The organism is Stenotrophomonas sp. JC08 (genome assembly GCF_052180205.1).
Classification (GTDB): Bacteria; Pseudomonadota; Gammaproteobacteria; order Xanthomonadales; family Xanthomonadaceae; genus Stenotrophomonas.
The window spans coordinates 3,144,176-3,170,580 of sequence record NZ_CP197473.1 but is presented as its reverse complement, the minus strand read 5'-3'; the positions used below and the strand labels follow the sequence as shown (position 1 = coordinate 3,170,580).

Genomic DNA, 26,405 nt, shown 5'->3' with positions numbered 1-26,405 from the left:
TCCACTACGCTGATGATTCTGGCCCACCCGCCAAGGGTAATATGGATGCAATTTCAAACCGCCTTGACTCCATCAAATGCACGTCGAGAAAATTAGTTCAAACGCCTATGCTGATCTGGGCACACCACATGCGAACACAATGCAGCGCAAAGCTATGCTCGTCGTGCGTATCAGTGATGTTATTTCCGCTTTGGAGGCTTGGTTAAAGGGACATTTTCGAGATGCCGACGAAGCCGTAGTGCATGCCTGCTTACTCCACCTGAGATGCAGCTCACTGACTCGGCTATTTTCGCGGGCGCGAAAATAGCGAAGGGGACAATGCCCCCTCCGCTATCGGTCACTGCGCCTTGACAGCCTGCTTGCGCAAGGACTCGCCCTTGAGCCCAATACGGTGTGATCGGTGGACGATGCGATCCAGGATGGCCTCGGCCAGCGTGGCGTCGCTGAACATGCTATGCCAGTGTTCCGTAGGGAATTGACTGGTTATGATCAGTGAGCCGGTCTGCATGCGTTGATCGACAATATCCAGCAAGGTATACCCCACAGTGGGTTCTACCGGTGCCAGCCCGAAGTCATCGAGGATCAGCAGGTGGACTTTGCTCAAGGCCGTTCGGTACTTGGGCAGGGAGCCGTCGCCAATGGCGATTTGCAGCTCTTCATAGAGCTTCGAAGCGCTTTTATAGATCACCGAGTAGCCCTGCCGGCAGGCCTGGCTGCCGAATGCACAGGCGAGCCAGCTCTTGCCTGTGCCGGTGGCACCGGTCAGTAGCAGGTTCTGTTGCTGACCGATCCAGGTGCAGCCCGCCAGGCTGGCGATCACTTGCTTATCCAGGCCTCGACTGCTGCGGTAGTCAACATCCTCCAAGTGTGCGGCATAGCGCAACTTTGCCTGTTTCAGCAGCCGAGATAGCTTGCGATTCTCGCGCTCGCTGAGTTCACGATCCACCATCAGGCCCAGGCGATCATCGAAGGGCAGTTCCTGCATGCGCGGCAGTTCAAGCTGGTCGCGGTAGGCCTTGGCCATGCCGGACAGTTGCAGTTGCTGGAGCTTGCTTTGGGTCTGCTGGTTCAGCATGTCGAGCGTTCCTTTTCATCAGCAAAGTAATGGGCACCACGCAGGTTTTCGTGAGCCGGTGTCGAGCTGGGTAAAGCTTTCAGGCCAGGGCGCTTGTCGGGTTGCTCGCGCAAAATGGATTGCAGGCTTTTCAGGGCGAAGGTCTTGATGGTCAGCGCATAGGCGCAGGCCTCCTCCAGTCGGGCATCGCCATGCAAGCGAGCTTCTTTGCGCAAGGCGCTGGCAGCCTTGTGCCCGTTGGCCACATCGGTACGTTCGGTCAGGTGATATTGCAGGTGTCGCAGCAGTGCTGGCCCGACTCGCTCGCCCCAGGCGAGCAATGCGGCGGGTTCACTGTCAGCGTAATACTGGTGGTTCGGCGGCCTGTGCTCCGGTTGCATGCTGATGCCGGAAACATACTGTCGGGGATGACTGCTGACCCGCAGATGATTGTGAAAAACCTCCACGACCTCGCCAGTAGCGCGGACATCCACTTGCTGCTGAACTAATCGGTTCGGTACTGAATAGTGGTGGTTGTCGTACTCCACCAGGTAGTCACTGCGCACCCGTACCTTGAAGCGCCAGTCGGCATGCTCATAGGCGTGGATTGGCAACGGCTGGAGCGCAGGCTGCTCCACCTCAACGAACAGGCTGTGCCGACTACAGCCGGGCTGTCGCTTGAAGGGGCGTTGATTGAATGCCGGTAACAATTCCAGGATGGCCTGATTGAGTTCTGCCAAGCTGAAGAACCGACGGTGACGAAGAGCTGCCAGCAGCCAGCGCTGAACCAGTTTCACTCCGGCTTCCACCTTGCCCTTGTCTTTGGGTTTGCGCGGACGCGCCGGCAGAATGACGGCTTGGTAATGCTGGGCCAGTTGCTGGTAGATCAGGTTGAGCTGAACTTCATCCTTGCCATGCTTGATCACCGCCGCCTTGAGGTTGTCGGGAATCAGTAGGCGGGGTACACCTGCGAAGAAATTGAAGGCCTGCACATGGCAGTGCATCCAGTCTTCAATCCGTTGACTCCACACGGCACAGGCGAAGGTGTAGCTGGAGTAACCCAGCACACCAACAAAGATTTGTGCCAGGCGCGGTTCCGATTGACCTTCCAGATAGATCGGCATGGTCTTGCCGGAAAAGTCCAAAAAGAGCTTGTCGCCAGGCAGATGAAGCTGACGCATTGCCAATGGTTGTTGTTGCAGAAAGCTGCGATAGCTGGCCGTAAACTGCGAATAGGCGATGCCGTCTGGCTCGGTGGCCCGCCATTCACGCCAGAGCAGTTCCAGGGTGACGCAAGGATTACGCATTTCAGAATGCACCCAGTTCCAGTCGGGGCAGGCTTTCAGGCGGAAGCCGTTGAATGGCTTGATACCCAAGCGCTCATAAAGCTGTTCGTCGCTCCATTCAGCAAGCTGACCCACATCGAGGGCAACGTTTTCTAAGTGCCGGCACAAGCGCTTGAGGCTGTTGCGCGAAAGCCCGGTGCTATGAGCGATTTCGCGTGTCGATAAACGTGTGCCATAGTGCAGGCGCACGGCTTCGCGCAGCAGGCGCGGTTCAATCCTGACTCTCATCCATACTCCTTCTTGCCCTGTGGAGGGCGCTTAACGGCAGGCAGTACCTGCCCCTCGGCCTTGACAGCCGATAGAAGGACGCTGAGAATCCACAAGCGTTGAAGGTGCTTATGTCATCTAGAAAAAGGCTCGGAGTTGCTGCTCCGGGCTTTTTTGCGTCCACAGTTTTTCTTGCTCGCATGACCTAATTGATAGCGTGATGTCCTGTAGTTTTCTGGGCTTTAGTGGTCGTGGCTGCCGGATACTCCAGCCTGCGCGGCCAGCCACCGTTCGACCTCCTGCTTGAGGAACAAGCGGCGGCGACCGACGCGAAACGAAGGCGGCATCGGCAAGCCCATGCTCAATCGGTTGCGAGCCGTATGTTCAGAAATTCTGAGAATCTGACTCACCTCCATGAGTGTCATCGTATCCACCGTTATCCCCTTGCCTGAGCTGCAATATCCCGATAACGCATGCTAGGCAGTTGGTGGATACCTAGCTACTAGCCAGACTGGACACTTGATTTGCCTCTCTACCTGAACGATGAATTTCTCGATTCTTTCGTATACGAGGATGTGGCGGTTGCCCTCTGGGCAATCAGGCTGCACGCTGCTGACATCGCTGTTACGCCGGCAATCGCGCTGCGACTGATCAGGCAGTATCTACAGCCCTTGATCCCACCTGAGCATTGCCATGTGCTTTATGGGCAGCGCATAGCGACCTGGAATGGCATCTGGGGAATTTATGCCGAGCTGGGATGTTGCGTTGGCAAGAGCAACACCCCTCTGCTGTTTGAAGTAATGAAGGCAGTGGAGCTTATCCATCACTACACGACTTGGCCGCCAAGGGAGTACACGTTCCCGACTGTCATTGAGGTCACCTACTTCCTCAGCATGTGTACTCAACTGAAGATTTCCGTGCAGAGCCATTTGCGCTTGGAAAATGGCCTGCGACTTGATCCGTTCAGCTTTTGCACGCTGTGTTGGCGGCAGCCATTGCCAGGAAGAAAGCTCTGCGCACACCATTCCCCCAATGTTCCGCTTCAGGATGAGGTCGGAACGAAAGCTGCGGCGGCCCGCTACAAATCAGGCGTTCGCCAAAGAGAGCGGTTCGATAAGGCGGTAAATCGCATCCTGACCAGGGAAGTGACGGAGTTCCATGAAGGGCTCTTTACTCCCGTGGTGCTGTTCCCCGAACAGGGCATTGTGACTTGGCTGACTGAGCGTCGCCCGTTGCTGTGGCAGTTGCTCGGGGAACGACAGCAGCAGCTCAACGATACGAATGCCGTGAGCATGCTGGTTGATCTATTGCACTGTCCTGATGGCCTGCCACCCAAGGCCAATCAAATTTATCGACTTATCAATCAGCATCTGTACGAGCATCCATTACTGATCTGGCCGATGCTAATACGGGCCGAGGGGTGGCATCGCTGCCGCTCGGATGTGCGAGGGCAATGGGGAGGAAAACGCTCTGGAGCAGGGCGTCCTATACGGCTCGAGAGCGAGTCGTTACCTGCTTCTTTATATGCTGATCCACAGAGCTAGCAGGCTGCTGGCTGATAGATGAACTTACAACTGAGCGGGGCAGCGCCTTCCCCAGCTAGGTACGCGACGACAGGATCGTCAAGCGTTCGCGGGCGTGCTCGTGGAGCATTTGTGCCAGATGCGCATCAGTCTGTGGCAGGGGCGTCAGGCAGCGTGATAATACATCGTACGTAGCTCAAAGCCTGTTTGAAGGCGCCCCGTCAGCGGGCGTAGCGAATCACTCAGCGGTGTCAAGCTCCGGAGGGCGCGTACTCCACTTTGGCAAGTTGCTCAGCAAGGCAAGCTACTGGCAGCATGCTGCTCACGCATGGTATGGGACGACCGCAAAAACTGACTGCAACTGCCCGGTTTCACTCAAAAGATATACGACCAATTGCCGATTCAGCTAATCATCCGGGATGCTGAAATAGCTTTTTGATATGATGGCTTTTTGCTATAATTGAATATTTGTTCCGAGACTTTACTCGATGAAAAACAATGGTCATGTCACCACGAAAGAACGCGATTTCCCTGGAACTCAACGCCTGATTACGACTACGGACACGAAAGGCACCATTACTTATTGTAATGATGCCTTCGTCAGCATTAGCGGCTTCGAACGCGATCAGCTGCTGGGGTCAGAACACAATATCGTGCGCCATCCGCATATGCCGGAAGCGGTATTCGCACACATGTGGAGTCACCTTAAGGCCGGTAAGGCTTGAATGGGTATCATCAAAAACCGCTGCCAAAACGGTGATTTTTACTGGGTCAGCGCCTATGTGACGCCGATAACCGAAAACGGCCGGGTGACGGGGTATGAGTCAGTACGGGTAAAACCGGATGCCGAGCAAGTGCGCAGGGCCTCTGCCTTGTATGCACGGATGCGCTCTGGAACGTGGAGCGATTCAGCAGGCAAAGCTTCGCGTTTCTTGCGGGTGCTGGCTATGCCTCTGCTTGCCAGCCTACTCGTGCTGGCAGTGTCTCTGCTCATTTCCCCGGCAATTGCCAGCGGTTGCGCAGTGATTGCGTTTTTTGCATTACAGGCTTGGCAAAATCGGCTTTCCGAGCATTTGTTTTTGCGTTTGCAAAATACTGTGCATGGGGCCTTCGATAGCGAACTGATCGCCCGAACCTATACCGACCTGACTGGCAAGCCCGCCCAGATACAAATGGCCTTGATCAGTGAGCGCGCGCGCATTAGTACCGTACTTAGCCGTCTTGAAGACTATGCCGACCATAGCTCAGAGCTGGCCCAGCGCAGCGGGCAATTGACCAGCAGCTCTGAAGCTTCCTTGCTGGCTCAGCGCAGCGAAGCCGATATGACGGCAACCGCCATGCATGAGATGGCGGCCTCGATTGCCGAGGTATCGGCACATGTTCATCGCACGGCCGATGAGGCGCAGCGTGCAAATACGCTGGCTCGTAACGGCTCTGCCGAGGCAGGCAAGACTCGCGACGTGATTGAAAACCTAGCACAAACGGTATCCGGGATCAGCGATTCAGTAGAAACATTGGCTCGTGATACTCAAGCCATTGAACAGGCGGCGGGCATGATTCGGGCAATTGCCGAACAGACCAACCTGCTGGCCTTGAACGCGGCCATCGAGGCGGCGCGGGCTGGCGAACAGGGCCGGGGCTTTGCCGTGGTGGCAGATGAAGTGCGCGCCTTGGCATCGAAGACTCAGGAGTCGACCAAAGCTATTCAGGACATCATCAAGACATTGCTAGAAGGGGCACAGAACGCGGTGTCGATAGCCAAGGCCGGTACCCAGGAGGCCGCCGCCGGTGTGCAGCAGGTAATTGCCACCCAGGAAGCACTACAAGGCATCAGCAACGCCGTTGAGTTGATCCATGACATGGGCCAGCAGATGGCGGCGGCATCAGAAGAACAGGCGCATGTCGCCGAGGATATTTCCCAGCAGATCACGCGAATTGCTCAGGCCTCTGACCATAATGCCGAGTTGGCGGGAGAGTCCGCACAAATGGGCAACGACTTGAAACAGACATCTCATGCCATGCATGCACTGGTTGAGCGCTTCGGTAACTGAAAATGAAAAAACGGATAGAGGTTAATCAGACCGCAGAAGGGAATGAGCTGGGTACATTGGATGGCTTGGAGTCCGCACTGGCCGGCGCCATTTTCAATGCAGCCGTGGATGCCATCATGGTTATCGACGCACGCGGCATTCTCCAAGCGGCTAACCGGTCTGCGGAAGGGCTTTTCGGCTTTAGTTCAGACGAGATGCTTGGCAAGAACATCTCCATGCTGATGCCAGCACCCTATGCCCAGGAGCACGACGGTTATTTAAACAACTATAGATCCAGTGGTGAGCGCAAGATTATCGGTATTGGCCGAGAGGTTACGGGCCAGCGCAAAGATGGCAGCTGCTTTCCGATGCACTTGAGCATCGGTGAGTTTCGCCAAGATGATCAGCAGTTATTCGTCGGTATTTGCCACGATATCAGCGAGCGCCGCAAGTTCACCGAGCACATTGCCTTTTTGGCCAAATACGACGGACTTACCGGATGTATCAGCCGACGTGAATTTATTGAAGGGCTGGCCACCGCCATTGATGCTTGCCAGACAAGCGGACGTAAAATTGCGGTGCTGTTTATCGACCTTGACGGCTTCAAGCAGATCAACGATAACCATGGCCATCAAGTTGGAGACCGCTTGCTCAAGCTAACAGCTGAGCGCTTTCAGAAAACCTTGCGCGATAGTGACTTATTAGGTCGGGTGGGGGGAGACGAGTTCGTCGTCTCTATCATTCTAGATTCCAAAGGGGAAACAGCCTCCCACATCGCCGCACGGTTGATGGAGGCGCTGAAGGAGCCATTCGTCATTGATAATCGGGCACTGAGTGTTGGCGCAAGTATCGGCATCAGCCTGTACCCCGATGACGGTCTGACAGCCGATGAGGTGATGAATGAAGCTGATATCGCCATGTATCAGGCCAAGGTGGAAGGAGGCGGCTGTATTCGCCTATTCGATCAAGCGTTACGTCAACGATCCGAGCAGGTCTATCGCCTGCTCAGTCGCTTGCGCAAGGCCATTTCGCTAGAGCAGTTCGAGTTGCATTACCAGTTGCAGTTCGATATGCAGACCTTGCAGCCGTGCGGCATGGAGGCCTTGCTGCGTTGGCGTGATGGCGTTAATGGCCTGGTGGCACCTGATCAGTTTATTCCTGTAGCACTGGAATACGGCCTGATGCCGACTATTGGACGCTGGGTCATTCGCCAGGCGTGCAAAGACAATATGACGCTAATCGAAACGGGCCTGCTGGATGTGGTGGTAGCGGTCAACATCTGTGCCCCGTTGTTCAGTGAAGCCGGATTCTGCGCGCTGGTTCATCAGTTACTTGTCAGCACTGGACTGCCGGCTGAGCGTTTGGAGCTTGAGATCACCGAAGGTGTGGCAATGAACTCTTCGGCCCAGGTATTGCAGACCTCGGATGAACTGCATGAGGCCGGTATCCGTTTGGCAATGGATGATTTTGGCATCGGCTTTTCGTCGTTGAACCGCTTGAAAAAGTTGCGGTTTGACAAGCTGAAGATCGATCGATCGTTCGTTTCTGGTCTTTTTGAAAGCCGTAGCGATCAAGCTATCGTGCAGGCCATTCTCGGTATGGCCAAAGGACTCAGCATGCGCACGGTGGCTGAGGGGGTTGAAACGGAGGAGCAGCTAGCCTTCCTGCGGGAGGCAGGATGCTCTCAAGGGCAAGGTTTCTGGTTTGCCAGGCCGATGCCACTACCTGAACTAATTGAGTGGTTGCGGGAGCGGCGTTAGCAGGGCAAACACTTGCCGTTGCACCGGCCCCAGTACGCCTCACTGGACATGATCCTATTGATCGCCCGCCTTGAAGTCTTAATCGGCGGCCCCTTGAAGAGTATCTGGGAAGAGGCTCATAACAAGCTTGGCCTTGTTATGAGCAGGCCACGAGCAACTTTACAGGGAACGTTCTCAATCAGGCCAATCACACTCCTTTGCATTACTAGCGGCTATACCGCACATACATACGGTGCCAACGGTCATAGGCTTCTGGAGTGTCGTGCCAGAGAGGGCCGATTCGGGCAATTCAGAAGAACACCGTCTCGACAAAGACCTCAACTATCTCTGGCCGCCAGTCACTGTCACTGAATTTGCCCATCAATAACACCTCGATTCATTGCCAGTGATCATCACGCAGCCAATACCGACAAATCCCAACTACAAAAAGCGGCGAGATACTGGCGGCACCTTCGGCATCAAATGAGAACACCGCCTAGCACGCTGAGCGCGCGATTGCATGGGTGCAGCACAGGTACGATTCGTCCCAACTCTTGCCGGTCAAAACCATAAGCGCGGTGGATCACAATCACTGGAAAGGATGGTCAGAATCTCCAGCATGAATGGGCCACAATCTCTGGAACTGAGTGTCAGCATCACTGGAATACACAACGCCAGGGCCGGAGTCGAAAACTTGCCGATGCCGGGAACGGTGAAGAGCAGTGACCGGAGCCGACCGGCAAACGGGCAATGGGTTTGCCGAAGCAGGAACCACCACCCAACTTTTACAACTGCGGCCTAACGCCAGAGTTAAGCCGAGACGCGCAGTGGAGCGAAGCACATGGCAAGCTTTACCTGCCATGTGGTTTGCGTAACGAAGCGGCTTCGGCTTGAACGACTTGTTAGGCCGCCGCACGCCCGGCTTGCACCCGACCTGGCGACAGCCCAACCCCTGCGCCGAACACTACAACAAGTCTGGCCGAATGGCCTGAGGCTGGCACTTGCCGGGGCCGAAGCCAGAACCAGCAACTCGCGCGGCCAAGAACTCTCACAGCGCCCTGTCCGAAGCCGACTCGGCCGGTCGAACCTTGCGGAGAGTCGCGCCCGTCCGAAGCCGAGGCGCCGCAGGGCTGACTGCCGATGCCTGCACCGTGCGTGCGAGGTGCAAACGCTGCGGATAAGCGAGGCGCTACACATTGCCTGGAACCCGGCAACAACAGTGCGGGAAACAAGGCCTAACGCCTGAATTAAGCCGCGCCGCGAAGCGGCGTCGGCTTGAATGAATTGTTAGATTAAATTTCAACCAACCCAAAGTCTGTAATTCTGTATCCAACTCTAACTTCTTGTGATGGGCAGCATCCGGGGTCATTTGGCCCCCAACGGACTGCGTCAAAGTAGAAGGTGTCATTGGCAAATTGTATTGATTCGAATTTGATGCTACGCCACATTTTCGCACCGACTTTTGAAAATGCGATTAGGCTGTAGCTGGGTGGAGAGCTCTGGTTCTGACTGCGGCTATCATTGCTGAGTTCGTACACGGCGATATATTGATCGTAACCATTTCCGCCATATCGTTCTGCGACGGAAATTGGAACGGCATAAATTTTTCTTTGCTGATAATTGAACTCAGTAGGAAGTCCCGCGCCACTGGTGGAAAAATTGTCATTTAACTGCAATGCAATGACTTGCGCCTTATTACGCACTAAAGATAAAGAGTTCTGTGCGAGCAATGGCGCTGATGTCAATAACGCTACTAAGAAGACAAGTAAAGTTTTCATGATGCCTCCAATTTAATCTAACGCCTGAGTTAAGCCGCGCCGCGAAGCGGCGTCGGCTTGAATGAACTGTTAGGCCTCGGGCTGATTGGCCAAAGCCCGGGATTGATTGTACGAACGATTCAGGCTGCGGATGCACGACGCGGCTAGCCACGATGTGAGTATGAAGCCACCAAAAATGAGACAAGCGAATAGCAGTGTTAGTGGGCTCATTGAGGGGCCAGCGGCCGCTAGAAGCACGACAATGGCAGCGCCAGCGAGGCCTACTACGGCCCAATACAGACTGCTGGAGAAGAACCCGACAGCTACCAAAACGCCGAAGTAAAGCGCCAACGGCAAGATGGTGAAGATTGCGATGATTTCGATCACGAGGCCTAACGCCTGAATTAAGCCGCGCCGCGAAGCGGCGTCGGCTTGAATGAATTGTTAGGGCACACTCTCGCGCACCTGGAAGATATTGCCCTCTGGGTCCACCGCATTGCACACGATGAAACCTGGGCCGGACCATTGCTCTGGCAGAACCTCACCCCCGAGTGCCGATGCTGTTTGACTAGCTTGCTGAAGGCTTGGGACCGTAAAGAAGAACTTGTAGGCCGCATTGTCCCGCTTGACCGGTGGGCTGGAAATGTCAACTTGAGCGGCGATATGGGCGGGCATGGCGTTGACGGTGATCTGGAGGTCCGGCGAGCGCAATACCACCAAGCCGGGTGCAGCATGCGCACGAGACATGCCAAGAAGCGTTTGATAGAAGCTAGCGAGGCGCTCAAGGTCTTTTGCGTAAATGAAGAGGCCAGCAGAGGCAGGACCGGACATCAAAGCTCCTTGTGGAAGTTGCGACGCACTCGCAGTGCGCCCTAACGCTTGAATTAAGCCGCGTCGCGAAGCGACGTCGGCTTGAATGAATTGTTAGGCAGCAGTGGCAGAGAAATTGCCGAAGGCCAATGCTGCCGGCTTGAACAACCCAACGCAGGCCGATGATGCCACAGCCTGCAGGGCGGGGCTTGCCCGATGAAGCCGGACGCGAGGAACCACCGAAGCCAAACGCAAATCGAGTGCGGCAAACGTGACGCCAGTGCCGGAGTCGAAAACTTGCCGATGCCGGAAACGGTGAAGAGCAGTGACCGGAGCCGACCGGCAAACGGGCAATGGATTTGCCGAAGCAGGAACCACCACCCAACTTTTACAACTGCGGCCTAACGCCTGAATTAAGCCGCGCCGCGAAGCGGCGTCGGCTTGAATGAATTGTTAGGTGCCAGCTTACGCCAGTTGCTTGCCGAGGCGTAGATGAGCGGGTGACAAACGTTTAACGCTGTCAAAGGCACGTCTGTACGCAGAGACCTCCCATTGCCATGCCTCTTGAATCTGGTATTGGGAATCATAGAGAACCCAGATCAGGTAGTCCCAGTCGTAGTTAGTGGCTTTAGGAACCCACGTCACGAAGCTTCCGCGCTTGCCACTGGGACGATTGCCTTTGACCTGGTACCGAGCGCCATTGAAGATGAAGTCATGGCCCTTTTGAACGGCCGTTGTTCCCTGCATGGCGCATGAGTACGAATCTGTGGAGCAGCCGACCAAACACGCGGCGTCATACTCCGACAGAACGGTGGTGATCTGAGGGGCATTGCCGAATGCACGCTCCCAAGCGAGCGTGACTCTTACCAACTGCTCGCGCAGATTTTCCATGGCACCTAACGCCTAAGTTAAGCCGCGCCGCGTAGTGGAGCCAAGCACATGGCAAGCTTGACCTGCCATGTGCTTGGTGGAACGAAGCGGTGTCGGCTTGAACGCATTGTTAGGCGCACAAGCCGGGAAGCTTGAGCGCCATGTTTCAGTTACTTGTACAACGCCAAGGCCCGAGTCTGGAATTCCTTGAGCGGAACGACTGAGCGCCATGCAGAATACCCGGCCAGAAACCGCGTTGAGGGTGGCATGCACTGGCTCGCCCCTGTCGGCGCTGGCTGTCAGATGGATGAGTGGCGCATCTGCCACCGACATGGGCAGCAGCGGCATTTGAGTCAAGAGAGCCGGCTTGCGGTACAAGTTGATTGTGCGTCCATCAATCTCTCGTTGTGCCAGGTTGTACGAGCGCAGTTGAGCTTGGACCGTGATTCTCAGGTACTCCGGCAATGCCGCGACCATCTGGGTGAGAAACCAATGCTCGGCAGGATAGAGAGTAACCCCACCCCAAAGAGTTCTTGTTATCCAATTGCCGAACTCGTACATGTGCGCCTAACGCCGGAATTAAGCCGTGCCACGAAGTGGCATCGGCTTGAATGACTTGTTAGGGGCGATCATCGCGCGGAAATGCCAGACCGGCAAGGAAGACGAGGCTTGCCCAGGGTGCTACAGACGCCGCTCACTGTCCTGCCCCGGAGGCCATCGGCTACCGGCTGTTGGCCCGATGCAGCCGAAGCCAGTTGCCGGGCGAAGCGGCCATGCATCACGCGGTCCCACGCGGCCAACATTGCCACCGAAGAAGCAAGTCTGTTTCCGCTTCTCCACTCGCCCCTAACGCCTGAATTAAGCCGCGCCGCGAAGCGGCGTCGGCTTGAATGAATTGTTAGGCGGCACACTACCGCCAGTATGGACTACCAACCTCGTCTAGCCGATCCGCCTCACTGGTTAGAACCGATGCGAGTTGGCGCAATGAGGTTTGATCCAAAGGTACGTAGAACGAAAATGGGTCTAACGATTTTGGGTCAGTTGAATTGGTAAGGCGCAACTCAAGTGCGTATGGATTGCGTTGTACAGCTACAGAGTCATAGACGCCAGCATGAGCTAGGGCCGGAACCTCTTTGCGAGTAATGGAAAGTGTGACTAGCGGCGGAAAGCTAACTAGATGATCCACGCGCGAAAGGGGCTTTGCGGCGCGATAAAGAAGATTGTTGCTCGCCCATGCAATGAGCGCGATGAGAGCAATTGACCCAATGACGAACAGTGCTGTACTCACCTGCGAACTCTCCTGTGCCGCCTAACGCCAGAATTAAGCCGACCCGCGAAGCGGGTTCGGCTTGAATGAATTGTTAGGTGCCATAGACGGCGCACACCCGATTGGAGAGCTTGAAATGCTCGAACTCATGTAAGTGTGCGAGACGATCTGAGCGGCGAGGCCGAGCGGATGCGTCCGTGTACATGTAGATGTGAAGCCGGCCAGTGGGCTGCTGCTGTGCATGAATGCGCAGCTCGGCAGGCGACATGAACCAAATGCTCTCACTGGAAAGGTCGACAAGCGCAACGTAATGAGCGGGTGTGTCATTTGGAACCCACCAGTCAAGCGCGAGCTTGCCCTTGCCGCCACCGGGTTTGGATTGAAGGTTGGTCTTGACTTGAACTGTGATGGGGTGAGGCAGCCTGGGAGAGTAAGTCACAAGGTCAATGCCCGTGTCGGTGCTCATCGGAGCTGACTCAATGCCACGCAGTAGTAGCTGGTACTGCACCAGAAGCTCGCCGCACTTGCCGATTTGTGCTTTGGCTAACGACATACGTCCGAATGGCACCTAACGCCGGAATTAAGCCGTGCCGCGAAGCGGCATCGGCTTGAATGACTTGTTAGCTCAAGTTCGTTACGGCCTTCTTGCCGCCCGTAGAGCCAGGAAGCACCGACAACGACAATCAATAGCGGAAGGACTATGCCAAGCCAGAATGACTTCTCTTTGGCTTTCCGCATGTCTTGTGCCCGTTGATGTTCTGTCCCCGCATCGCTGATCAATCTTGCCGGCACTAGCAGACCCATGTAGAGCTGTTGCGCAAAGATTGATTCCGACGCTTCTTCTAAGGCAGCCCGATCAATCACCCATCCCTCGCCACGACGATACCTCTGCAGTTGTCGGGCCTCATCACGAACGAGGCTTTTATTCCAAGCGACTGAGTCGCCCGGCAGCGCGGGCACGGGACTAAGGTCGAGCATTGTTCGCTCGCTGTTAGACACCCCGTACTCTACGTAGTAGCCGTGGACCAAGAGGGCCAGAATAATCGCGGCGACTATTGGAAGTATCCTCGACCTCATCGATCCCCCCGTATGAGCTAACGCCTGAATTAAGCCGCGTCGCGAAGCGACGTCGGCTTGAATGAATTGTTAGGCAGCAGTGGCCGAGAAATTGCCGAAGACCAATGCTGCCGGCTTGAACAACCCAACGCAGGCCGATGATGCCACAGCCTGCAGGGCGGGGCTTGCCCGATGAAGCCGGACGCGCGGAACCACCGAAGCCAAACGCAAACCGAGTGCGGCAAACGTGACGCCAGGGCCGGAGTCGAAAACTTGCCGATGCCGGGAACGGTGAAGAGCAGTGACCGGAGCCGACCGGCAAACGGGCAATGGATTCGCCGAAGCAGGAACCACCACCCAACTTTTACAACTGCGGCCTAACGCCTGAGTTAAGCCGCGCCGCGAAGCGGCGTCGGCTTGAATGAATTGTTAGGGCCAACTCGTTTTCATGTCAGGGGTGTCTTGTGGATTGTTGAGCCTGGAGACGGACTGGTAATCAAGCTTTGTGCCGTCATTGAATGCCAAGCTGTCAAAAAGCCACTCAAAGAATAGAGTTTCTGTTTTGAGCATGGCCATATGGGCTGGGTCTTTGGGGTTGTGCCGCATGGAGAGCGTATAGCTAATTGTTTTGCCGGGACTAACCCGTGGCTCCACGCGAAAGTTGTATAAACCAATCTCTTCGCCGAATGCATCTTTGACAAGAACAAGGCCGCTCATGCCTATGATTTCTTTTGGTGTTCTATTTGTGAGCTTGACATTGAATTGCCATTCTCGATGGGATAGTGCCCCATAGCTGTTAAATATTGGAACTATGTTGTAAGAGTCTGGCCTTGCAACAAAGTATTCCTTGATTACTGCATCTGCCTCTTTTATTGCCAGATATGCAAGCTCATCCTCTTCTTGCTCTTTCTTCATCTTCTCGGCAGCTTTTCTCTCTTCTTCAAGCCTCTCGGCATCTTTGGCTGCTTTTTCTGCTTGAATTGCCTCAAATCGCGTCTGATTCATCAGGGCAATTCGTACATTGTGCGGGATAGCCTCTCCGGGGAATCTCTCACTCGTGGGTGCTCTTGCTGCCCAGCGCTTGAAGATATCTCTGTCAGACTCGTTGAGTTTTTTTGCTATTTTCTCAGCTTCTCCTGCGGCGATGAATCCAGAAGCTGGAATCTCTTTTTCATAAGGGTCTGAGCACCCAGTCAACAGGGCAATTATTCCCGCCGCGACTAACGCCATCAATGAGCTTTTCATAACTTCCCCCTGCGATTTGTCTTCATTGGCCCTAACGCCTGAATTAAGCCGCGTCGCGAAGCGACGTCGGCTTGAATGAGTTGTTAGGCAGCAGTGGCCGATGGAATTGCAGCGCCCGGCCAATGCTGCCTGCTTGAACAACGCAACGAAGGGCGATGATGCCACAGCCAGCGAGAAGGGGCTTGCTCAGTGAAGCTTGGTGCGCGGAGCCACCGAACACAACGACAAACCGAGCGTAGCAAACCTGACGCCAAGGCCTAAGCCATAAACTTGCCGATGCCGGGAGCGGTAAAGAACGGTGGCCGGAGCCGACCGGGAAACAGTCAGTGGATTTGCCGAAGCGGGAACCGCCCCGAACTTTGCCCCACTGCGGCCTAACGCGTGAATTAAGCCGCGCCGCGGAGCGGCGTCGGCTTGAATGCGTTGTTAGGCAGCAGTGGCCGAGAAATTGCCGAAGGCCAATGCTGCCGGCTTGAACAACCCAACGCAGGCCGATGATGCCACAGCCTGCAGGGCGGGGCTTGCCCGATGAAGCCGGACGCGCGGAACCACCGAAGCCAAACGCAAACCGAGTGCGGCAAACGTGACGCCAGGGCCGGAGTCGAAAACTTGCCGATGCCGGGAACGGTGAAGAGCAGTGACCAGAGCCGACCGGCAAACAGGCAATGGATTTGCCGAAGCAGGAACCACCACCCAACTTTTACAACTGCGGCCTAACGCCTGAATTAAGCCGAGCCGCGAAGCGGCTTCGGCTTGAATGAATTGTTAGGCGCGCACACCGGGAGGCGCAATGCCTCTGGAGTGTGCGCCATAAGCTTGCGGAGCTTGGACAGTGATACTGGTCGCTGTCCGTTACGCTGCATAGCGCCGGCAGCTGCCCAGACTGGCGCGCCGGGACCGTTATAGACCTCCAAGGCCTCGCCTAGCTTGGAGAGGTGCAGAACGATCAAATGGTTTGGCTGCTCCCGAAGGGCGACCGAGCTGCCTTGGGTGGCTTTGATCTCTACCAGCATGCCCGACGGCGAGCGAGCATCATGCCCCTGTGCTGAGTGAGGTAGCAGGTCGAGGCCGTAGCGATGCGCTGCAATTACCTCGCCAATGCTTCCGACCAAGTGTCCGTCAGGCGTGAAGCGACGGCCAGGGAAAAGCGCCTCCAACTGCGCCACAAGCGCGTAAAGCTCGCCGACTAAGCCAGGAACTTTCTCGACAGGATGAAGGGGATCTGTCATGCGCGCCTAACGCTTGAATTAAGCCGCGCCGCGAAGCGGCGTCGGCTTGAATGAATTGTTAGGGCACACTCTCGCGCACCTGGAAGATATTGCCCTCTGGGTCCACCGCATTGCACACGATGAAACCTGGGCCGGACCATTGCTCTGGCAGAACCTCACCCCCGAGTGCCGATGCTGTTTGACTAGCTTGCTGAAGGCTTGGGACCGTAAAGAAGAACTTGTAGGCCGCATTGTCCCGCTTGACCGGTGGGCGAGCGGCGATATGGGCTGGCGTTGACGGTGACTGGAGGTCGGTGGGCTGGAAATGTCAACTTGAGCGGCGATATGGGCGGGCATGGCGTTGACGGTGATCTGGAGGTCCGGCGAGCGCAATACCACCAAGCCGGGTGCAGCATGCGCACGAGACATGCCAAGAAGCGTTTGATAGAAGCTAGCGAGGCGCTCAAGGTCTTTTGCGTAAATGAAGAGGCCAGCAGAGGCAGGACCGGACATCAAAGCTCCTTGTGGAAGTTGCGACGCACTCGCAGTGCGCCCTAACGCTTGAGTTAAGCCGACGTGCGTAGCGGAGCCGACAACATGGCAAGCTGTTCCGCCATGTTGTTGGCGTAGCGAAGCGCGTTCGGCTTGAACGAACTGTTAGGTTGCCGCAACTCAAACGAGGTCATGTAACTCTCTAGTTTCGCTACCGTACTGTATGGCCGGTGGCTCGAAGGATTGGCACTACGGCCCAGTAGGTCATAGCGAAAGCGTACAGAACGATAACGACACCTTTAGCCAGCCAAAGATGGTTGGGCAGAGCGTCAGAGAGAAGCACCAAAAGTTGCTTGGCGGCGAATGAAATGGCAGTGCCGACGCCCACGGCCAAAACCACGCGCCACTTATTTTTTGTGTCTAGCGCCATGAGCAACCTAACGCCTGAATTAAGCCGCGCCGCGAAGCGGCGTCGGCTTGAATGAATTGTTAGGCACCACCTGCATTACAGGAACCATCCAGTGCCTACCTGACGCTCAATGTGCAGGGCGTCCTCCAACTCCGCATCTGCTCCGACAAAGGTATAGCCCTTATTGGGACGGGACAACTTGAAAGGACTGCGGACGCGTACAACCTGATCAACCGCCAATGTTGGGGAGGGCGAGGTTGAAAATGCGGGCTCCGACGCGACAGACGCTGCAACCAAGGCAAGAGCCTTACCTGCTGCCTCATTCTCCGATACGGCACGGACAAAGCGAGTGGTGGCGAAGCCACTAGAGCCTTCCGGCGGAATGTTCATTCCGGTGCCCGTGATAATGACTCGGTATCGTGGCACTGACGAAGAACTCCCCTGTGGTGCCTAACGCCTGAATTAAGCCGCGCCGCGAAGCGGTGTCGGCTTGAATGAATTGTTAGGCCTCACGCCCATTGAGCAGAGAAGCCATCTGCACTGCATCCGATCGCTGCAAGAATAGGTACAAGAGCTTGCAGCCACCGAACTCCCGATGAAGTTCCGACTCGCGAATAGGGTGGTTGCCGAGGCGAAAGCGTCGCGTTGCTCCTGACCGGGCCGGAAGCTCGTAGACGCCAAAGCTGCGCGGCAAAGTGAGATGGCCGTCGGGTCTTACCTCGGCTGGTGAGACTGCACGTGCACCCAACTCTTGCTCTGTTGAAGCTGCCATGATCTTGCTCTGTGAGGCCTAACGCCTGAGTTAAGCCGCGCCGCGAAGCGGCGTCGGCTTGGACGAATTGTTAGACGGCGCCGACGGGCCGTTGGCACGCCAAAGTGCCCAGCCCAGCAGCAAGACCCACAGGAAGAAGCACGCGAACGTGATGCGCTGACCGATGCTGGCCATACCGGCGAAGCGCAGAAACCCGGTTACGACCGATGCAATGACGAGCACGAGCGAGGGGGTGGCCGCCCACCGCAACGAGTGCACCCGTCGGAGTGCCGAGGGCAGCCAAAAACCAGCTACGAGGAACGCGAGGTAACACCCAAAGCTGCCGACTGTGTGGAGGAGCGTGGTAAGAGATCTGAAGTCCGCCATGTTGGCCGGAAACGCACCCGACAGCGACATAAGTAGACCTGCAGCCACGAGGGCCATTGCGGGTGCCGTGGCACGGACCTCATATGTGGCCAGCTCCCGACGCACTCCGATGCCTAAAAGCGCGACGGCGAGCCCGGGCAGGATGTAGCCGAGCACGTTCCATGCCCATAGGTTCGGAGCATCCAGACTGCCCAGCTCGCTTATTGCCTGATCCGTGTGCAGGTAGTCCGGCCGCATGGCCGACATCACGAGGTAGACCAACAGGAACCAGAACGGAGTCGCTACTGCAACAAGCCCGATTTTCTTCTGAGACATCATTTGCGACGCACTCCCTGTGCCGTCTAACGCCTGAATTAAGCCGCGCCGCGAAGCGGTGTCGGCTTGAATGAATTGTTAGGCCTCACGCCCATTGAGCAGAGAAGCCATCTGCACTGCATCCGATCGCTGCAAGAATAGGTACAAGAGCTTGCAGCCACCGAACTCCCGATGAAGTTCCGACTCGCGAATAGGGTGGTTGCCGAGGCGAAAGCGTCGCGTTGCTCCTGACCGGGCCGGAAGCTCGTAGACGCCAAAGCTGCGCGGCAAAGTGAGATGGCCGTCGGGTCTTACCTCGGCTGGTGAGACTGCACGTGCACCCAACTCTTGCTCTGTTGAAGCTGCCATGATCTTGCTCTGTGAGGCCTAACGCCTGAATTAAGCCGCGTCGCGAAGCGACGTCGGCTTGAATGAATTGTTAGGCAGCAGTGGCCGAGAAATTGCCGAAGGCCAATGCTGCCGGCTTGAACAACCCAACGCAGGCCGATGATGCCACAGCCTGCAGGGCAGGGCTTGCCCGATGAAGCCGGACGCGCGGAACCACCGAAGCCAAACGCAAGCCGAATGCGGCAAACGTGACGCCAGGGCCGGAGTCGAAAACTTGCCGATGCCGGGAACGGTGAAGAGCAGTGACCGGAGCCGACCGGCAAACGGGCAATGGGTTTGCCGAAGCAGGAACCACCACCCAACTTTTACAACTGCGGCCTAACGCCAGAATTAAGCCGCGTTGCGTAGCAACGTCGGCTTGGATGACTTGTTAGGTGGGATTGGCCGAGATGTTTAGCCGCTGACCAAAACCACCCGCCTGAACTGCACAACGAAGGCCGATAGTGCCACAGCTTGCGGGGCCGGGGCTTGCCCCAGAAACCTTGCCGCGTGGACTTGCCAAAGCCAATGACAAACCGAGTGCGGCGAACTTGGGGCCAGGGCCGAAGCGGTGAACTTGCCGATGCCACAAATGATGAAAAGTGGTGGCCGGAGCCGACCGGCAAACAGCCGAGAGACAGACCGAAGCAGAAACCGCCACCCATCGTTTACCAATGCCGCCTAACGCCTGAGTTAAGCCGTGCCGCGAAGTGGCATCGGCTTGAACGAATTGTTAGGCGCCATGCCGGTACTCAGCACGACGCCCCTACCGTTTCATATCCTGCTCTGCACGTGTAATGCAAGTCAAAGCAACTCGTTGGTCTGTGTCAGATTGCGGTCTGCTCATGGCATACGCGGACACAATGGCTTTGTAGCTCGGCTGCGAGCAATACTGCCTGGTGCACTCTCTCGCGCGTGCAGAAGGGCCAACCAGCATGGACCCGCGTGGTGCATCCAAGCACTGCGAAAGGATGCTGGGAGGGCCTGCCAAGAGTTGCTGCGGGGCCGGTTGCACTGACACGGCTTGGCAGTCTGCGTTTTGGATTGGACGGGCCATGTAGTGCAGAACGCCATCTACGGTGCACCGATAGACGGTATGCGGTTTGGAGATCTCTTGAGCAACGGCGAGTCCAGCTGAAGCGTACAGCGCAAGAGCAAGGGTTAGGTTTCTCACAGAGTTTCCCCAAGTTGCCAGCACATCTGATCTGGCGCCTAACACCTGAGTTAAGCCGCGCCGCGAAGCGGCGTCGGCTCGGACGAATTGTTAGGCGCGTGCCTAGACACTAGCGATCACGGCAGCACGCTGCCGTTCGTACTCTTCCTGCGTAATGTGGCCGGCTCTCAACAGTGCGGCGAGCTCGGCAAGCCTGACCTCTGTGTTGCTCATCGGAGGGATGCGCGGCTGTACCGCTTGGCGATTGCTACCCCGGCTGGCGCGAACGATAAGCCAGATGATCCCGGCGACGATGAGGGCAGGCACCCCTACCATCACGAGAACGATGAGCCAGTGCCACAAGCTGAAACTTCCCACGCTTCTTCTCCCAAACGGCGACTAACAGCGGTCAGCGCCTAACGCCTGAATTAAGCCGCGTTGCGATAGCAACGTCGGCTTGAATGAATTGTTAGGCAGCAGTGGCCGAGAAATTGCCGAAGGCCAATGCTGCCGGCTTGAACAACCCAACGCAGGCCGATGATGCCACAGCCTGCAGGGCGGGGCTTGCCCGATGAAGCCGGACGCGCGGAACCACCGAAGACAAGCGCAAACCGAGTGCGGCAAACGTGACGCCAGGGCCGGAGTCGAAAACTTGCCGATGCCGGGAACGGTGAGGAGCAGTGACCGGAGCCGACCGGCAAACGGGAAATGGATTTGCCGAAGCAGGAACCACCACCCAACTTTTACAACTGCGGCCTAACGCCTGAATTAAGCCGCGCCGCGAGGCGGCGTCGGCTTGAATGAATTGTTAGGCAGCAGTGGCCGAGAAATTGCCGAAGGCCAATGCTGCCGGCTTGAACAACCCAACGCAGGCCGATGATGCCACAGCCTGCAGAGCGGGGCTTGCCCGACGAAGCCGGACGCGCGGAACCACCGAAGCCAAACACAAACCGAGTGCGGCAAACGTGACGCCAGGGCCGGAGTCGAAAACTTGCCGATGCCGGGAACGGTGAAGAGCAGTGACCAGAGCCGACCGGCAAACGGGCAATGGATTTGCCGAAGGAGGAACCACCACCCAACTTTTACAACTGCGGCCTAACGCCGGAATTAAGCCGTGCCGCGAAGCGGCATCGGCTTGAATGAATTGTTAGGCGGCGACGACTTACAGCTCACACGCGATCTGCCTTCGTGAGATGCCATCCATCCTGATGTGGGCACTTGTAGGCTTCCAGACGGAGCGAAGTTGCTGCAGATCGCTTGGCAGCCGCAGAAAGCGCCGCCTCCTTTGTGGAGTATAGATTCTTAAGTTCACCAACGCCGTCGGTGCAGCGTCCGCACTTACGGTAGACACCAACATCACCGGCTCTCAGGCTGTAGCGGTTTCTCGAAAGCCTTTCAAAGCGAACTCTCTGGTTGTGATGTTGGCGAAAGTACTCGTGCTGCCTTTCTAGGATTCTCCACTCGTCCTCAACCGGTCCAAGATCGAAGTCACGACCCGCTTCGATCAGGTCCAATGCGAGGGGTACGAACTTCTCTAGATGGACCGAATTTTTTACGAGCTCGAATATTTCGATGGGCGAAAGGGAATGTGCCGGCTTACCAGCTGTTACAAGCAAAGCTCGCTTCCTTGCCTCGGCAGCCGAGCCAAACGGGCTGAAGTCCCAGTCGTCGTCGAAGTCATCTTCAGTCACCGAATGTCTCCCTTGCCGCCTAACGCCTGAATTAAGCCGCGCCGCAAAGCGGCGTCGGCTTGAATGAATTGTTAGGTGCGGCCAACATGGATTTCTTCTGCCACCGCCCCAATGACCGCCTCTAGCTCCGTCCGACCTAATTCTTGGAATGGCTTGATGTAGTCCCACTTTGACATTTGTGGGCGCTCGCCACTCTCAGCAACCTCTATCAGCCGAAACAGCTCCCAAGATTTCTTGTAGATGGAATGGATGCGCTTTGCAAGCTCTGGCTGGAGGTAGATGCGGGCAGGGGCTACAGATTTGGCGTAGAAGGTATCAATCTCTTCATCTGTAGGGTGAAGGTCCATGCCAACGAACAGGCTCCTGAAATGCAGAAGCCCGTCATAGATATCTTTCCGAGGTTGATGAAGGCCAATTTTATTGGCGGCCTTAGCGGCTTTCGCAGATGCGCGCGCGTACACAACCGAAGCAAATGAGATAACTAATGCAAAAACTGCCAGAAGATCACTCAGATTCATCGTTCACTCCGTGAGCACCTAACGCTTAAGTTAAGCCGAATTGCAGCGCGTAGCCAAGAACATGGCAAGCTCCTCCTGCCATGTTGTTGGCGTAGCGATGCAATTTCGGCTTGAACGCAATGTTAGGTGTTTCTGCATCAGTCACTGGGAGCGCCTGATTTTTGCGATGACGCATCCCTAAGAATTTGGATCCCGCCACGAAGCACAACAAATGCGATTACGAAACCAACTATAAGATCAGGATAACGACTGCCAAACGCCCACACGAGCGCGCCAGAAAGAATGACGCCCAGGTTGGCAATGACGTCATTCTTGGAGAATATAAATGACGCCCGCATGTGCACGCCACCGCTTCGGTGCTTGGCAATGAGAGAAAGGCAAATAACATTAGCGATCAATGCAACGGTGCCTACTGTGACCATCACCGTGCTTTCGGGGTCGCTGCCGAGAACGAATCGCCTGATTACATCGGTAAGCACAATTAAGGCTAGGGCCACTTGGGCAAAACCACTGAATTTTGCAGCTGTTATCTTGAGAATGTCGCTTTTGCCAACAGCATAGAGACTGATGGCGTACACACCTGCATCCGCCAGCATATCTAAAGAGTCGGCGATGAGGCCCGTGGATTGCGCAAAGAGCCCAAGCGCCATTTCGACGGCGAACATGAAAGCATTGATCCCAAGAATGAGCCTGAGAGTCTTTCGTTCCTGCTCGTTGTTTGCCTCCATCTCGCACCCGCAATCGGACATGTCAACCTCGAAGTCTGTAAAACACCTAACGCCTGAATTAAGCCGCGTTGCGATAGCAACGTCGGCTTGGATGAGTTGTTAGGCAGCAGTGGCCGATGGAGTTGCAGTTGGCCATTGCTGCCTGCTTTGAACAACACAACGAAGACCGATGATGCCACAGCCCGAAAGACGGGGCTTGCCCGGTAAAGCTGGAAGCGTGGAGCAGCCGAAGCCAACGGCAAACCGAGTGTGGCGAACCTGACGCCAAGGCCGAAGCCGTGAACTGGCCGATGCCAAAAATGGTGAAGAATGGTGGCCGGAGCCGACCGGTAAACGGCCAGTGGATTTGCCGAGGCAGGAACCACCCCAACTTTGACCCACTGCGGCCTAACGCTGAATTAAGCCGCGTCGCGAAGCGACGTCGGCTTGAATGAATTGTTAGGCAGCAGTGGCCGAGAAATTGCCGAAGGCAATGCTGCCGGCTTGAACAACCCAACGCAGGCCGATGATGCCACAGCCTGCAGGGCAGGGCTTGCCCGATGAAGCCGGACGCGCGGAACCACCGAAGCCAAACGCAAGCCGAATGCGGCAAACGTGACGCCAGGGCCGGAGTCGAAAACTTGCCGATGCCGGGAACGGTGAAGAGCAGTGACCGGAGCCGACCGGCAAACGGGCAATGGGTTTGCCGAAGCAGGAACCACCACCCAACTTTTACAACTGCGGCCTAACGCCTGAATTAAGCCGCGCCGCGGAGCGGCGTCGGCTTGAATGAGTTGTTAGGCAGCAGTGGCCGAGAAACTAGCAGAAAGCCAATGCTGCCCACTTGAACAACAAGACGAAGGTCGATGATGCCACAGCCGGCAAGACGGGGCTTGCCCAGTGAAGCCTGCCGCGCGGAGCCACCGAAGCCAAATGCAATGCGAGTGTGGCGGACCTGACGCCAAGGCCGAAGTCGTGAACTGGCCGATACCGGAAACGGTGAACAACGGTGGCCGGAGCCGACCGGAAAACAGCCAGTGGATTTGCCGAAGCAGGAAACAACCCGACCTTTGCCACACTGCGGTCTAACGCCTGAATTAAGCCGCGCCGCGAAGCGGCGTCGGCTTGAATGAATTGTTAGGCCTCTGGCTGCTGATCTGCACTTGCCTTGAGCCGGGCGCTCCACCACAAATTGCGGGCGCTATAGGCGGGATCAAATAGATGCTCCATGATAGGAAGGCCAGTGACATGCTGAAGGTATTGGATGTCAGCACTGTAAGTGTCTCCGGGCTCTCCGCCGTGATAGCGGATAGACTTGATCTCGTACAGCCCTGTGCCGTCAGGGAGAGATACTGCATACAGGTCGCCAGCTTCTAGCTTATGAAAGGTCAGGCCATTCGGCCCATTTTCCTCACGATATCCTGATGCGTCTACTTGGACGAGTCCACGGGGATCGCCCTTGAACGAGTGGATCCCCCAGCCTGAACGGCCTGAGGCTGCTCTGGTGTAATCATGGCAGCGAATATTTTCCATAGAGGCCTAACGCTTGAGTTAAGCCGCGCCGCGAAGCGGCGTCGGCTTGAACGAATTGTTAGACATTATTTACCGACTACCTTGGTGATCTCGCCTTTCACGTAGTGAACAAATTCTTCCAACTGATCTGCGCGCGAGGCCAAGCGATCTTCTTCTTGTCCAAGATAAGCCTGTCTAGCTTCAAGTATGACGGGCTGATACTGGGCCGGCAGGCGCTCCATTGCCCAGTCGGCAGCGACATCCTTCGGCGCGATTTTGCCGGTTACTGCGCTGTACCAAATGCGGGACAACGTAAGCACTACATTTCGCTCATCGCCAGCCCAGTCGGGCGGCGAGTTCCATAGCGTTAAGGTTTCATTTAGCGCCTCAAATAGATCCTGTTCAGGAACCGGATCAAAGAGTTCCTCCGCCGCTGGACCTACCAAGGCAACGCTATGTTCTCTTGCTTTTGTCAGCAAGATAGCCAGATCAATGTCGATCGTGGCTGGCTCGAAGATACCTGCAAGAATGTCATTGCGCTGCCATTCTCCAAATTGCAGTTCGCGCTTAGCTGGATAACGCCACGGAATGATGTCGTCGTGCACAACAATGGTGACTTCTACAGCGCGGAGAATCTCGCTCTCTCCAGGGGAAGCCGAAGTTTCCAAAAGGTCGTTGATCAAAGCTCGCCGCGTTGTTTCATCAAGCCTTACGGTCACCGTAACCAGCAAATCAATATCACTGTGTGGCTTCAGGCCGCCATCCACTGCGGAGCCGTACAAATGTACGGCCAGCAACGTCGGTTCGAGATGGCGCTCGATGACGCCAACTACCTCTGATAGTTGAGTCGATACTTCGGCGATCACCGCTTCCCTCATGATGTTTAACGCCTGAATTAAGCCGCGTCGCGAAGCGACGTCGGCTTGAATGAATTGTTAGGCAGCAGTGGCCGAGAAATTGCCGAAGGCCAATGCTGCCGGCTTGAACAACCCAACGCAGGCCGATGATGCCACAGCCTGCAGGGCGGGGCTTGCCCGATGAAGCCGGACGCGCGGAACCACCGAAGCCAAGCGCAAACCGAGTGCGGCAAACGTGACGCCAGGGCCGGAGTCGAAAACTTGCCGATGCCGGGAACGGTGAAGAGCAGTGACCGGAGCCGACCGGCAAACGGGCAATGGATTTGCCGAAGCAGGAACCACCACCCAACTTTTACAACTGCGGCCTAACGCCTGAATTAAGCCGCGCCGCGGAGCGGCGTCGGCTTGAATGAGTTGTTAGGCAGCAGTGGCCGAGAAACTAGCAGAAAGCCAATGCTGCCCACTTGAACAACAAGACGAAGGTCGATGATGCCACAGCCGGCAAGACGGGGCTGGCCCAGCGAAGCCTGCCGCGCGGAACCACCGAAGCCAAACGCAAACCGAGTGCGGCAAACGTGACGCCAGGGCCGGAGTCGAAAACTTGCCGATGCCGGGAACGGTGAAGAGCAGTGACCGGAGCCGACCGGCAAACGGGCAATGGATTTGCCGAAGCAGGAACCACCACCCAACTTTTACAACTGCGGCCTAACGCCAGAGTTAAGCCGAGACGCGCAGTGGAGCGAAGCACATGGCAAGCTTTACCTGCCATGTGGTTTGCGTAACGAAGCGGCTTCGGCTTGAACGACTTGTTAGGCCGCCGCACGCCCGGCTTGCACCCGACCTGGCGACAGCCCAACCCCTGCGCCGAACACTACAACAAGTCTGGCCGAATGGCCTGAGGCTGGCACTTGCCGGGGCCGAAGCCAGAACCAGCAACTCGCGCGGCCAAGAACTCTCACAGCGCCCTGTCCGAAGCCGACTCGGCCGGTCGAACCTTGCGGAGAGTCGCGCCCGTCCGAAGCCGAGGCGCCGCAGGGCTGACTGCCGATGCCTGCACCGTGCGTGCGAGGTGCAAACGCTGCGGATAAGCGAGGCGCTACACATTGCCTGGAACCCGGCAACAACAGTGCGGGAA

General features: G+C 56.4%; 21 protein-coding genes. 4 read left to right on the top strand and 17 right to left on the bottom strand.

Features of this window, described 5'->3' with window-relative positions; translation table 11 throughout:
- Positions 1–337: 337 nt before the first annotated feature.
- From istB to ACSBPQ_RS14560, 3 genes are all read right to left on the bottom strand, one after another.
- Positions 338–1,075, bottom strand: coding sequence for an IS21-like element helper ATPase IstB (istB, locus tag ACSBPQ_RS14570; RefSeq protein ID WP_110973478.1), 738 nt, complete (start codon positions 1,073–1,075; stop codon positions 338–340).
- Entirely contained in the window at positions 1,069–2,628 is a 1,560-nt protein-coding gene (gene istA / locus ACSBPQ_RS14565; RefSeq protein WP_124528274.1) for an IS21 family transposase, read from the bottom strand. Before istA ends, istB begins: the two co-directional genes overlap by 7 nt.
- A gap of 221 nt (positions 2,629–2,849) precedes the next feature.
- A complete protein-coding gene (locus ACSBPQ_RS14560; protein ID WP_225422662.1) occupies positions 2,850–3,023 on the bottom strand; it encodes a helix-turn-helix domain-containing protein in 174 nt (57 codons plus the stop codon).
- Positions 3,024–3,131: 108 nt separating this feature from the next.
- Here ACSBPQ_RS14560 and ACSBPQ_RS14555 point away from each other — a divergent pair, with 108 nt between their 5' ends.
- The 4 genes from ACSBPQ_RS14555 (at position 3,132) to ACSBPQ_RS14540 (ending at position 7,920) form a co-directional block, all read left to right on the top strand.
- A complete protein-coding gene (locus tag ACSBPQ_RS14555) occupies positions 3,132–4,151 on the top strand; it encodes a hypothetical protein (RefSeq protein ID WP_138763660.1) in 1,020 nt (339 codons plus the stop codon).
- A 467-nt stretch (positions 4,152–4,618) separates the two neighbouring features.
- Entirely contained in the window at positions 4,619–4,855 is a 237-nt protein-coding gene (locus tag ACSBPQ_RS14550; protein ID WP_442682798.1) for a PAS domain S-box protein, read from the top strand.
- The gene (locus ACSBPQ_RS14545; RefSeq protein WP_442682797.1) at positions 4,856–6,181 is read left to right on the top strand and encodes a methyl-accepting chemotaxis protein; all 1,326 of its coding nucleotides are present in this window, start codon (positions 4,856–4,858) and stop codon (positions 6,179–6,181) included.
- 2 nt (positions 6,182–6,183) lie between these two features.
- Positions 6,184–7,920, top strand: a complete 1,737-nt coding sequence (locus ACSBPQ_RS14540; protein ID WP_442682796.1) for a putative bifunctional diguanylate cyclase/phosphodiesterase — start codon at positions 6,184–6,186, stop codon at positions 7,918–7,920.
- A 1,271-nt stretch (positions 7,921–9,191) separates the two neighbouring features.
- Here the strand turns inward: ACSBPQ_RS14540 and ACSBPQ_RS14535 are convergent.
- From ACSBPQ_RS14535 to aadA1, 14 genes are all read right to left on the bottom strand, one after another.
- A complete protein-coding gene (locus tag ACSBPQ_RS14535; RefSeq protein WP_442682795.1) occupies positions 9,192–9,677 on the bottom strand; it encodes a hypothetical protein in 486 nt (161 codons plus the stop codon).
- Positions 9,678–10,100: 423 nt separating this feature from the next.
- On the bottom strand, positions 10,101–10,487 hold the full coding sequence (locus ACSBPQ_RS14530; RefSeq protein ID WP_182688942.1) for a VOC family protein: 387 nt from the start codon (positions 10,485–10,487) through the stop codon (positions 10,101–10,103).
- Between the two features lie 444 nt (positions 10,488–10,931).
- Positions 10,932–11,357 (bottom strand): hypothetical protein, encoded by a 426-nt coding sequence (locus ACSBPQ_RS14525; protein ID WP_442682794.1) that lies wholly within the window; start codon positions 11,355–11,357, stop codon positions 10,932–10,934.
- Between the two features lie 12 nt (positions 11,358–11,369).
- Positions 11,370–11,897 carry a hypothetical protein gene (locus ACSBPQ_RS14520; RefSeq protein ID WP_442682793.1) on the bottom strand — a complete coding sequence of 176 codons (528 nt, stop codon included), beginning with the start codon at positions 11,895–11,897 and terminating at the stop codon, positions 11,370–11,372.
- A gap of 800 nt (positions 11,898–12,697) precedes the next feature.
- Positions 12,698–13,069, bottom strand: a complete 372-nt coding sequence (locus ACSBPQ_RS14515) for a hypothetical protein (protein WP_442682792.1) — start codon at positions 13,067–13,069, stop codon at positions 12,698–12,700.
- 1,019 nt (positions 13,070–14,088) lie between these two features.
- Positions 14,089–14,889, bottom strand: coding sequence for a hypothetical protein (locus tag ACSBPQ_RS14510; RefSeq protein ID WP_442682791.1), 801 nt, complete (start codon positions 14,887–14,889; stop codon positions 14,089–14,091).
- A 740-nt stretch (positions 14,890–15,629) separates the two neighbouring features.
- The gene (locus tag ACSBPQ_RS14505) at positions 15,630–16,133 is read right to left on the bottom strand and encodes a DUF6998 domain-containing protein (RefSeq protein ID WP_442682790.1); all 504 of its coding nucleotides are present in this window, start codon (positions 16,131–16,133) and stop codon (positions 15,630–15,632) included.
- Positions 16,134–17,815: 1,682 nt separating this feature from the next.
- Entirely contained in the window at positions 17,816–18,466 is a 651-nt protein-coding gene (locus tag ACSBPQ_RS14500) for a DUF998 domain-containing protein (protein ID WP_442682789.1), read from the bottom strand.
- 1,642 nt (positions 18,467–20,108) lie between these two features.
- On the bottom strand, positions 20,109–20,219 hold the full coding sequence (locus ACSBPQ_RS14495; RefSeq protein WP_442684603.1) for an SHOCT domain-containing protein: 111 nt from the start codon (positions 20,217–20,219) through the stop codon (positions 20,109–20,111).
- A 935-nt stretch (positions 20,220–21,154) separates the two neighbouring features.
- Complete coding sequence (locus ACSBPQ_RS14490) at positions 21,155–21,676, bottom strand: hypothetical protein (protein WP_442682788.1); 522 nt, start codon at positions 21,674–21,676, stop codon at positions 21,155–21,157.
- 71 nt (positions 21,677–21,747) lie between these two features.
- Positions 21,748–22,194, bottom strand: a complete 447-nt coding sequence (locus tag ACSBPQ_RS14485; protein ID WP_442682787.1) for a hypothetical protein — start codon at positions 22,192–22,194, stop codon at positions 21,748–21,750.
- A 137-nt stretch (positions 22,195–22,331) separates the two neighbouring features.
- Positions 22,332–22,859, bottom strand: coding sequence for a cation transporter (locus ACSBPQ_RS14480; RefSeq protein ID WP_242651443.1), 528 nt, complete (start codon positions 22,857–22,859; stop codon positions 22,332–22,334).
- A gap of 1,179 nt (positions 22,860–24,038) precedes the next feature.
- Positions 24,039–24,434, bottom strand: coding sequence for a hypothetical protein (locus ACSBPQ_RS14475; RefSeq protein WP_442682786.1), 396 nt, complete (start codon positions 24,432–24,434; stop codon positions 24,039–24,041).
- 65 nt (positions 24,435–24,499) lie between these two features.
- On the bottom strand, positions 24,500–25,291 hold the full coding sequence (gene aadA1, locus ACSBPQ_RS14470) for an ANT(3'')-Ia family aminoglycoside nucleotidyltransferase AadA1 (RefSeq protein ID WP_001206316.1): 792 nt from the start codon (positions 25,289–25,291) through the stop codon (positions 24,500–24,502).
- Positions 25,292–26,405 lie beyond the last annotated feature (1,114 nt).

Coding starts and splice junctions, on each gene's coding strand:
- aadA1 (WP_001206316.1), bottom strand. CDS start 25,291: ATGAGGGAAGCGGTGATCGCCGAAGTATCGACTCAACTATCAGAGGTA.
- ACSBPQ_RS14495 (WP_442684603.1), bottom strand. CDS start 20,219: ATGAGCAACACAGAGGTCAGGCTTGCCGAGCTCGCCGCACTGTTGAGA.
- ACSBPQ_RS14520 (WP_442682793.1), bottom strand. CDS start 11,897: ATGTACGAGTTCGGCAATTGGATAACAAGAACTCTTTGGGGTGGGGTT.
- ACSBPQ_RS14480 (WP_242651443.1), bottom strand. CDS start 22,859: ATGTTCGCCGTCGAAATGGCGCTTGGGCTCTTTGCGCAATCCACGGGC.
- ACSBPQ_RS14515 (WP_442682792.1), bottom strand. CDS start 13,069: ATGAGCACCGACACGGGCATTGACCTTGTGACTTACTCTCCCAGGCTG.
- ACSBPQ_RS14530 (WP_182688942.1), bottom strand. CDS start 10,487: ATGTCCGGTCCTGCCTCTGCTGGCCTCTTCATTTACGCAAAAGACCTT.
- ACSBPQ_RS14485 (WP_442682787.1), bottom strand. CDS start 22,194: ATGAATCTGAGTGATCTTCTGGCAGTTTTTGCATTAGTTATCTCATTT.
- ACSBPQ_RS14510 (WP_442682791.1), bottom strand. CDS start 14,889: ATGGCGTTAGTCGCGGCGGGAATAATTGCCCTGTTGACTGGGTGCTCA.
- ACSBPQ_RS14540 (WP_442682796.1), top strand. CDS start 6,184: ATGAAAAAACGGATAGAGGTTAATCAGACCGCAGAAGGGAATGAGCTG.
- istB (WP_110973478.1), bottom strand. CDS start 1,075: ATGCTGAACCAGCAGACCCAAAGCAAGCTCCAGCAACTGCAACTGTCC.
- ACSBPQ_RS14550 (WP_442682798.1), top strand. CDS start 4,619: ATGAAAAACAATGGTCATGTCACCACGAAAGAACGCGATTTCCCTGGA.
- ACSBPQ_RS14475 (WP_442682786.1), bottom strand. CDS start 24,434: ATGGAAAATATTCGCTGCCATGATTACACCAGAGCAGCCTCAGGCCGT.
- ACSBPQ_RS14505 (WP_442682790.1), bottom strand. CDS start 16,133: ATGACAGATCCCCTTCATCCTGTCGAGAAAGTTCCTGGCTTAGTCGGC.
- istA (WP_124528274.1), bottom strand. CDS start 2,628: ATGAGAGTCAGGATTGAACCGCGCCTGCTGCGCGAAGCCGTGCGCCTG.
- ACSBPQ_RS14500 (WP_442682789.1), bottom strand. CDS start 18,466: ATGTCTCAGAAGAAAATCGGGCTTGTTGCAGTAGCGACTCCGTTCTGG.
- ACSBPQ_RS14535 (WP_442682795.1), bottom strand. CDS start 9,677: ATGAAAACTTTACTTGTCTTCTTAGTAGCGTTATTGACATCAGCGCCA.
- ACSBPQ_RS14525 (WP_442682794.1), bottom strand. CDS start 11,357: ATGGAAAATCTGCGCGAGCAGTTGGTAAGAGTCACGCTCGCTTGGGAG.
- ACSBPQ_RS14545 (WP_442682797.1), top strand. CDS start 4,856: ATGGGTATCATCAAAAACCGCTGCCAAAACGGTGATTTTTACTGGGTC.
- ACSBPQ_RS14560 (WP_225422662.1), bottom strand. CDS start 3,023: ATGGAGGTGAGTCAGATTCTCAGAATTTCTGAACATACGGCTCGCAAC.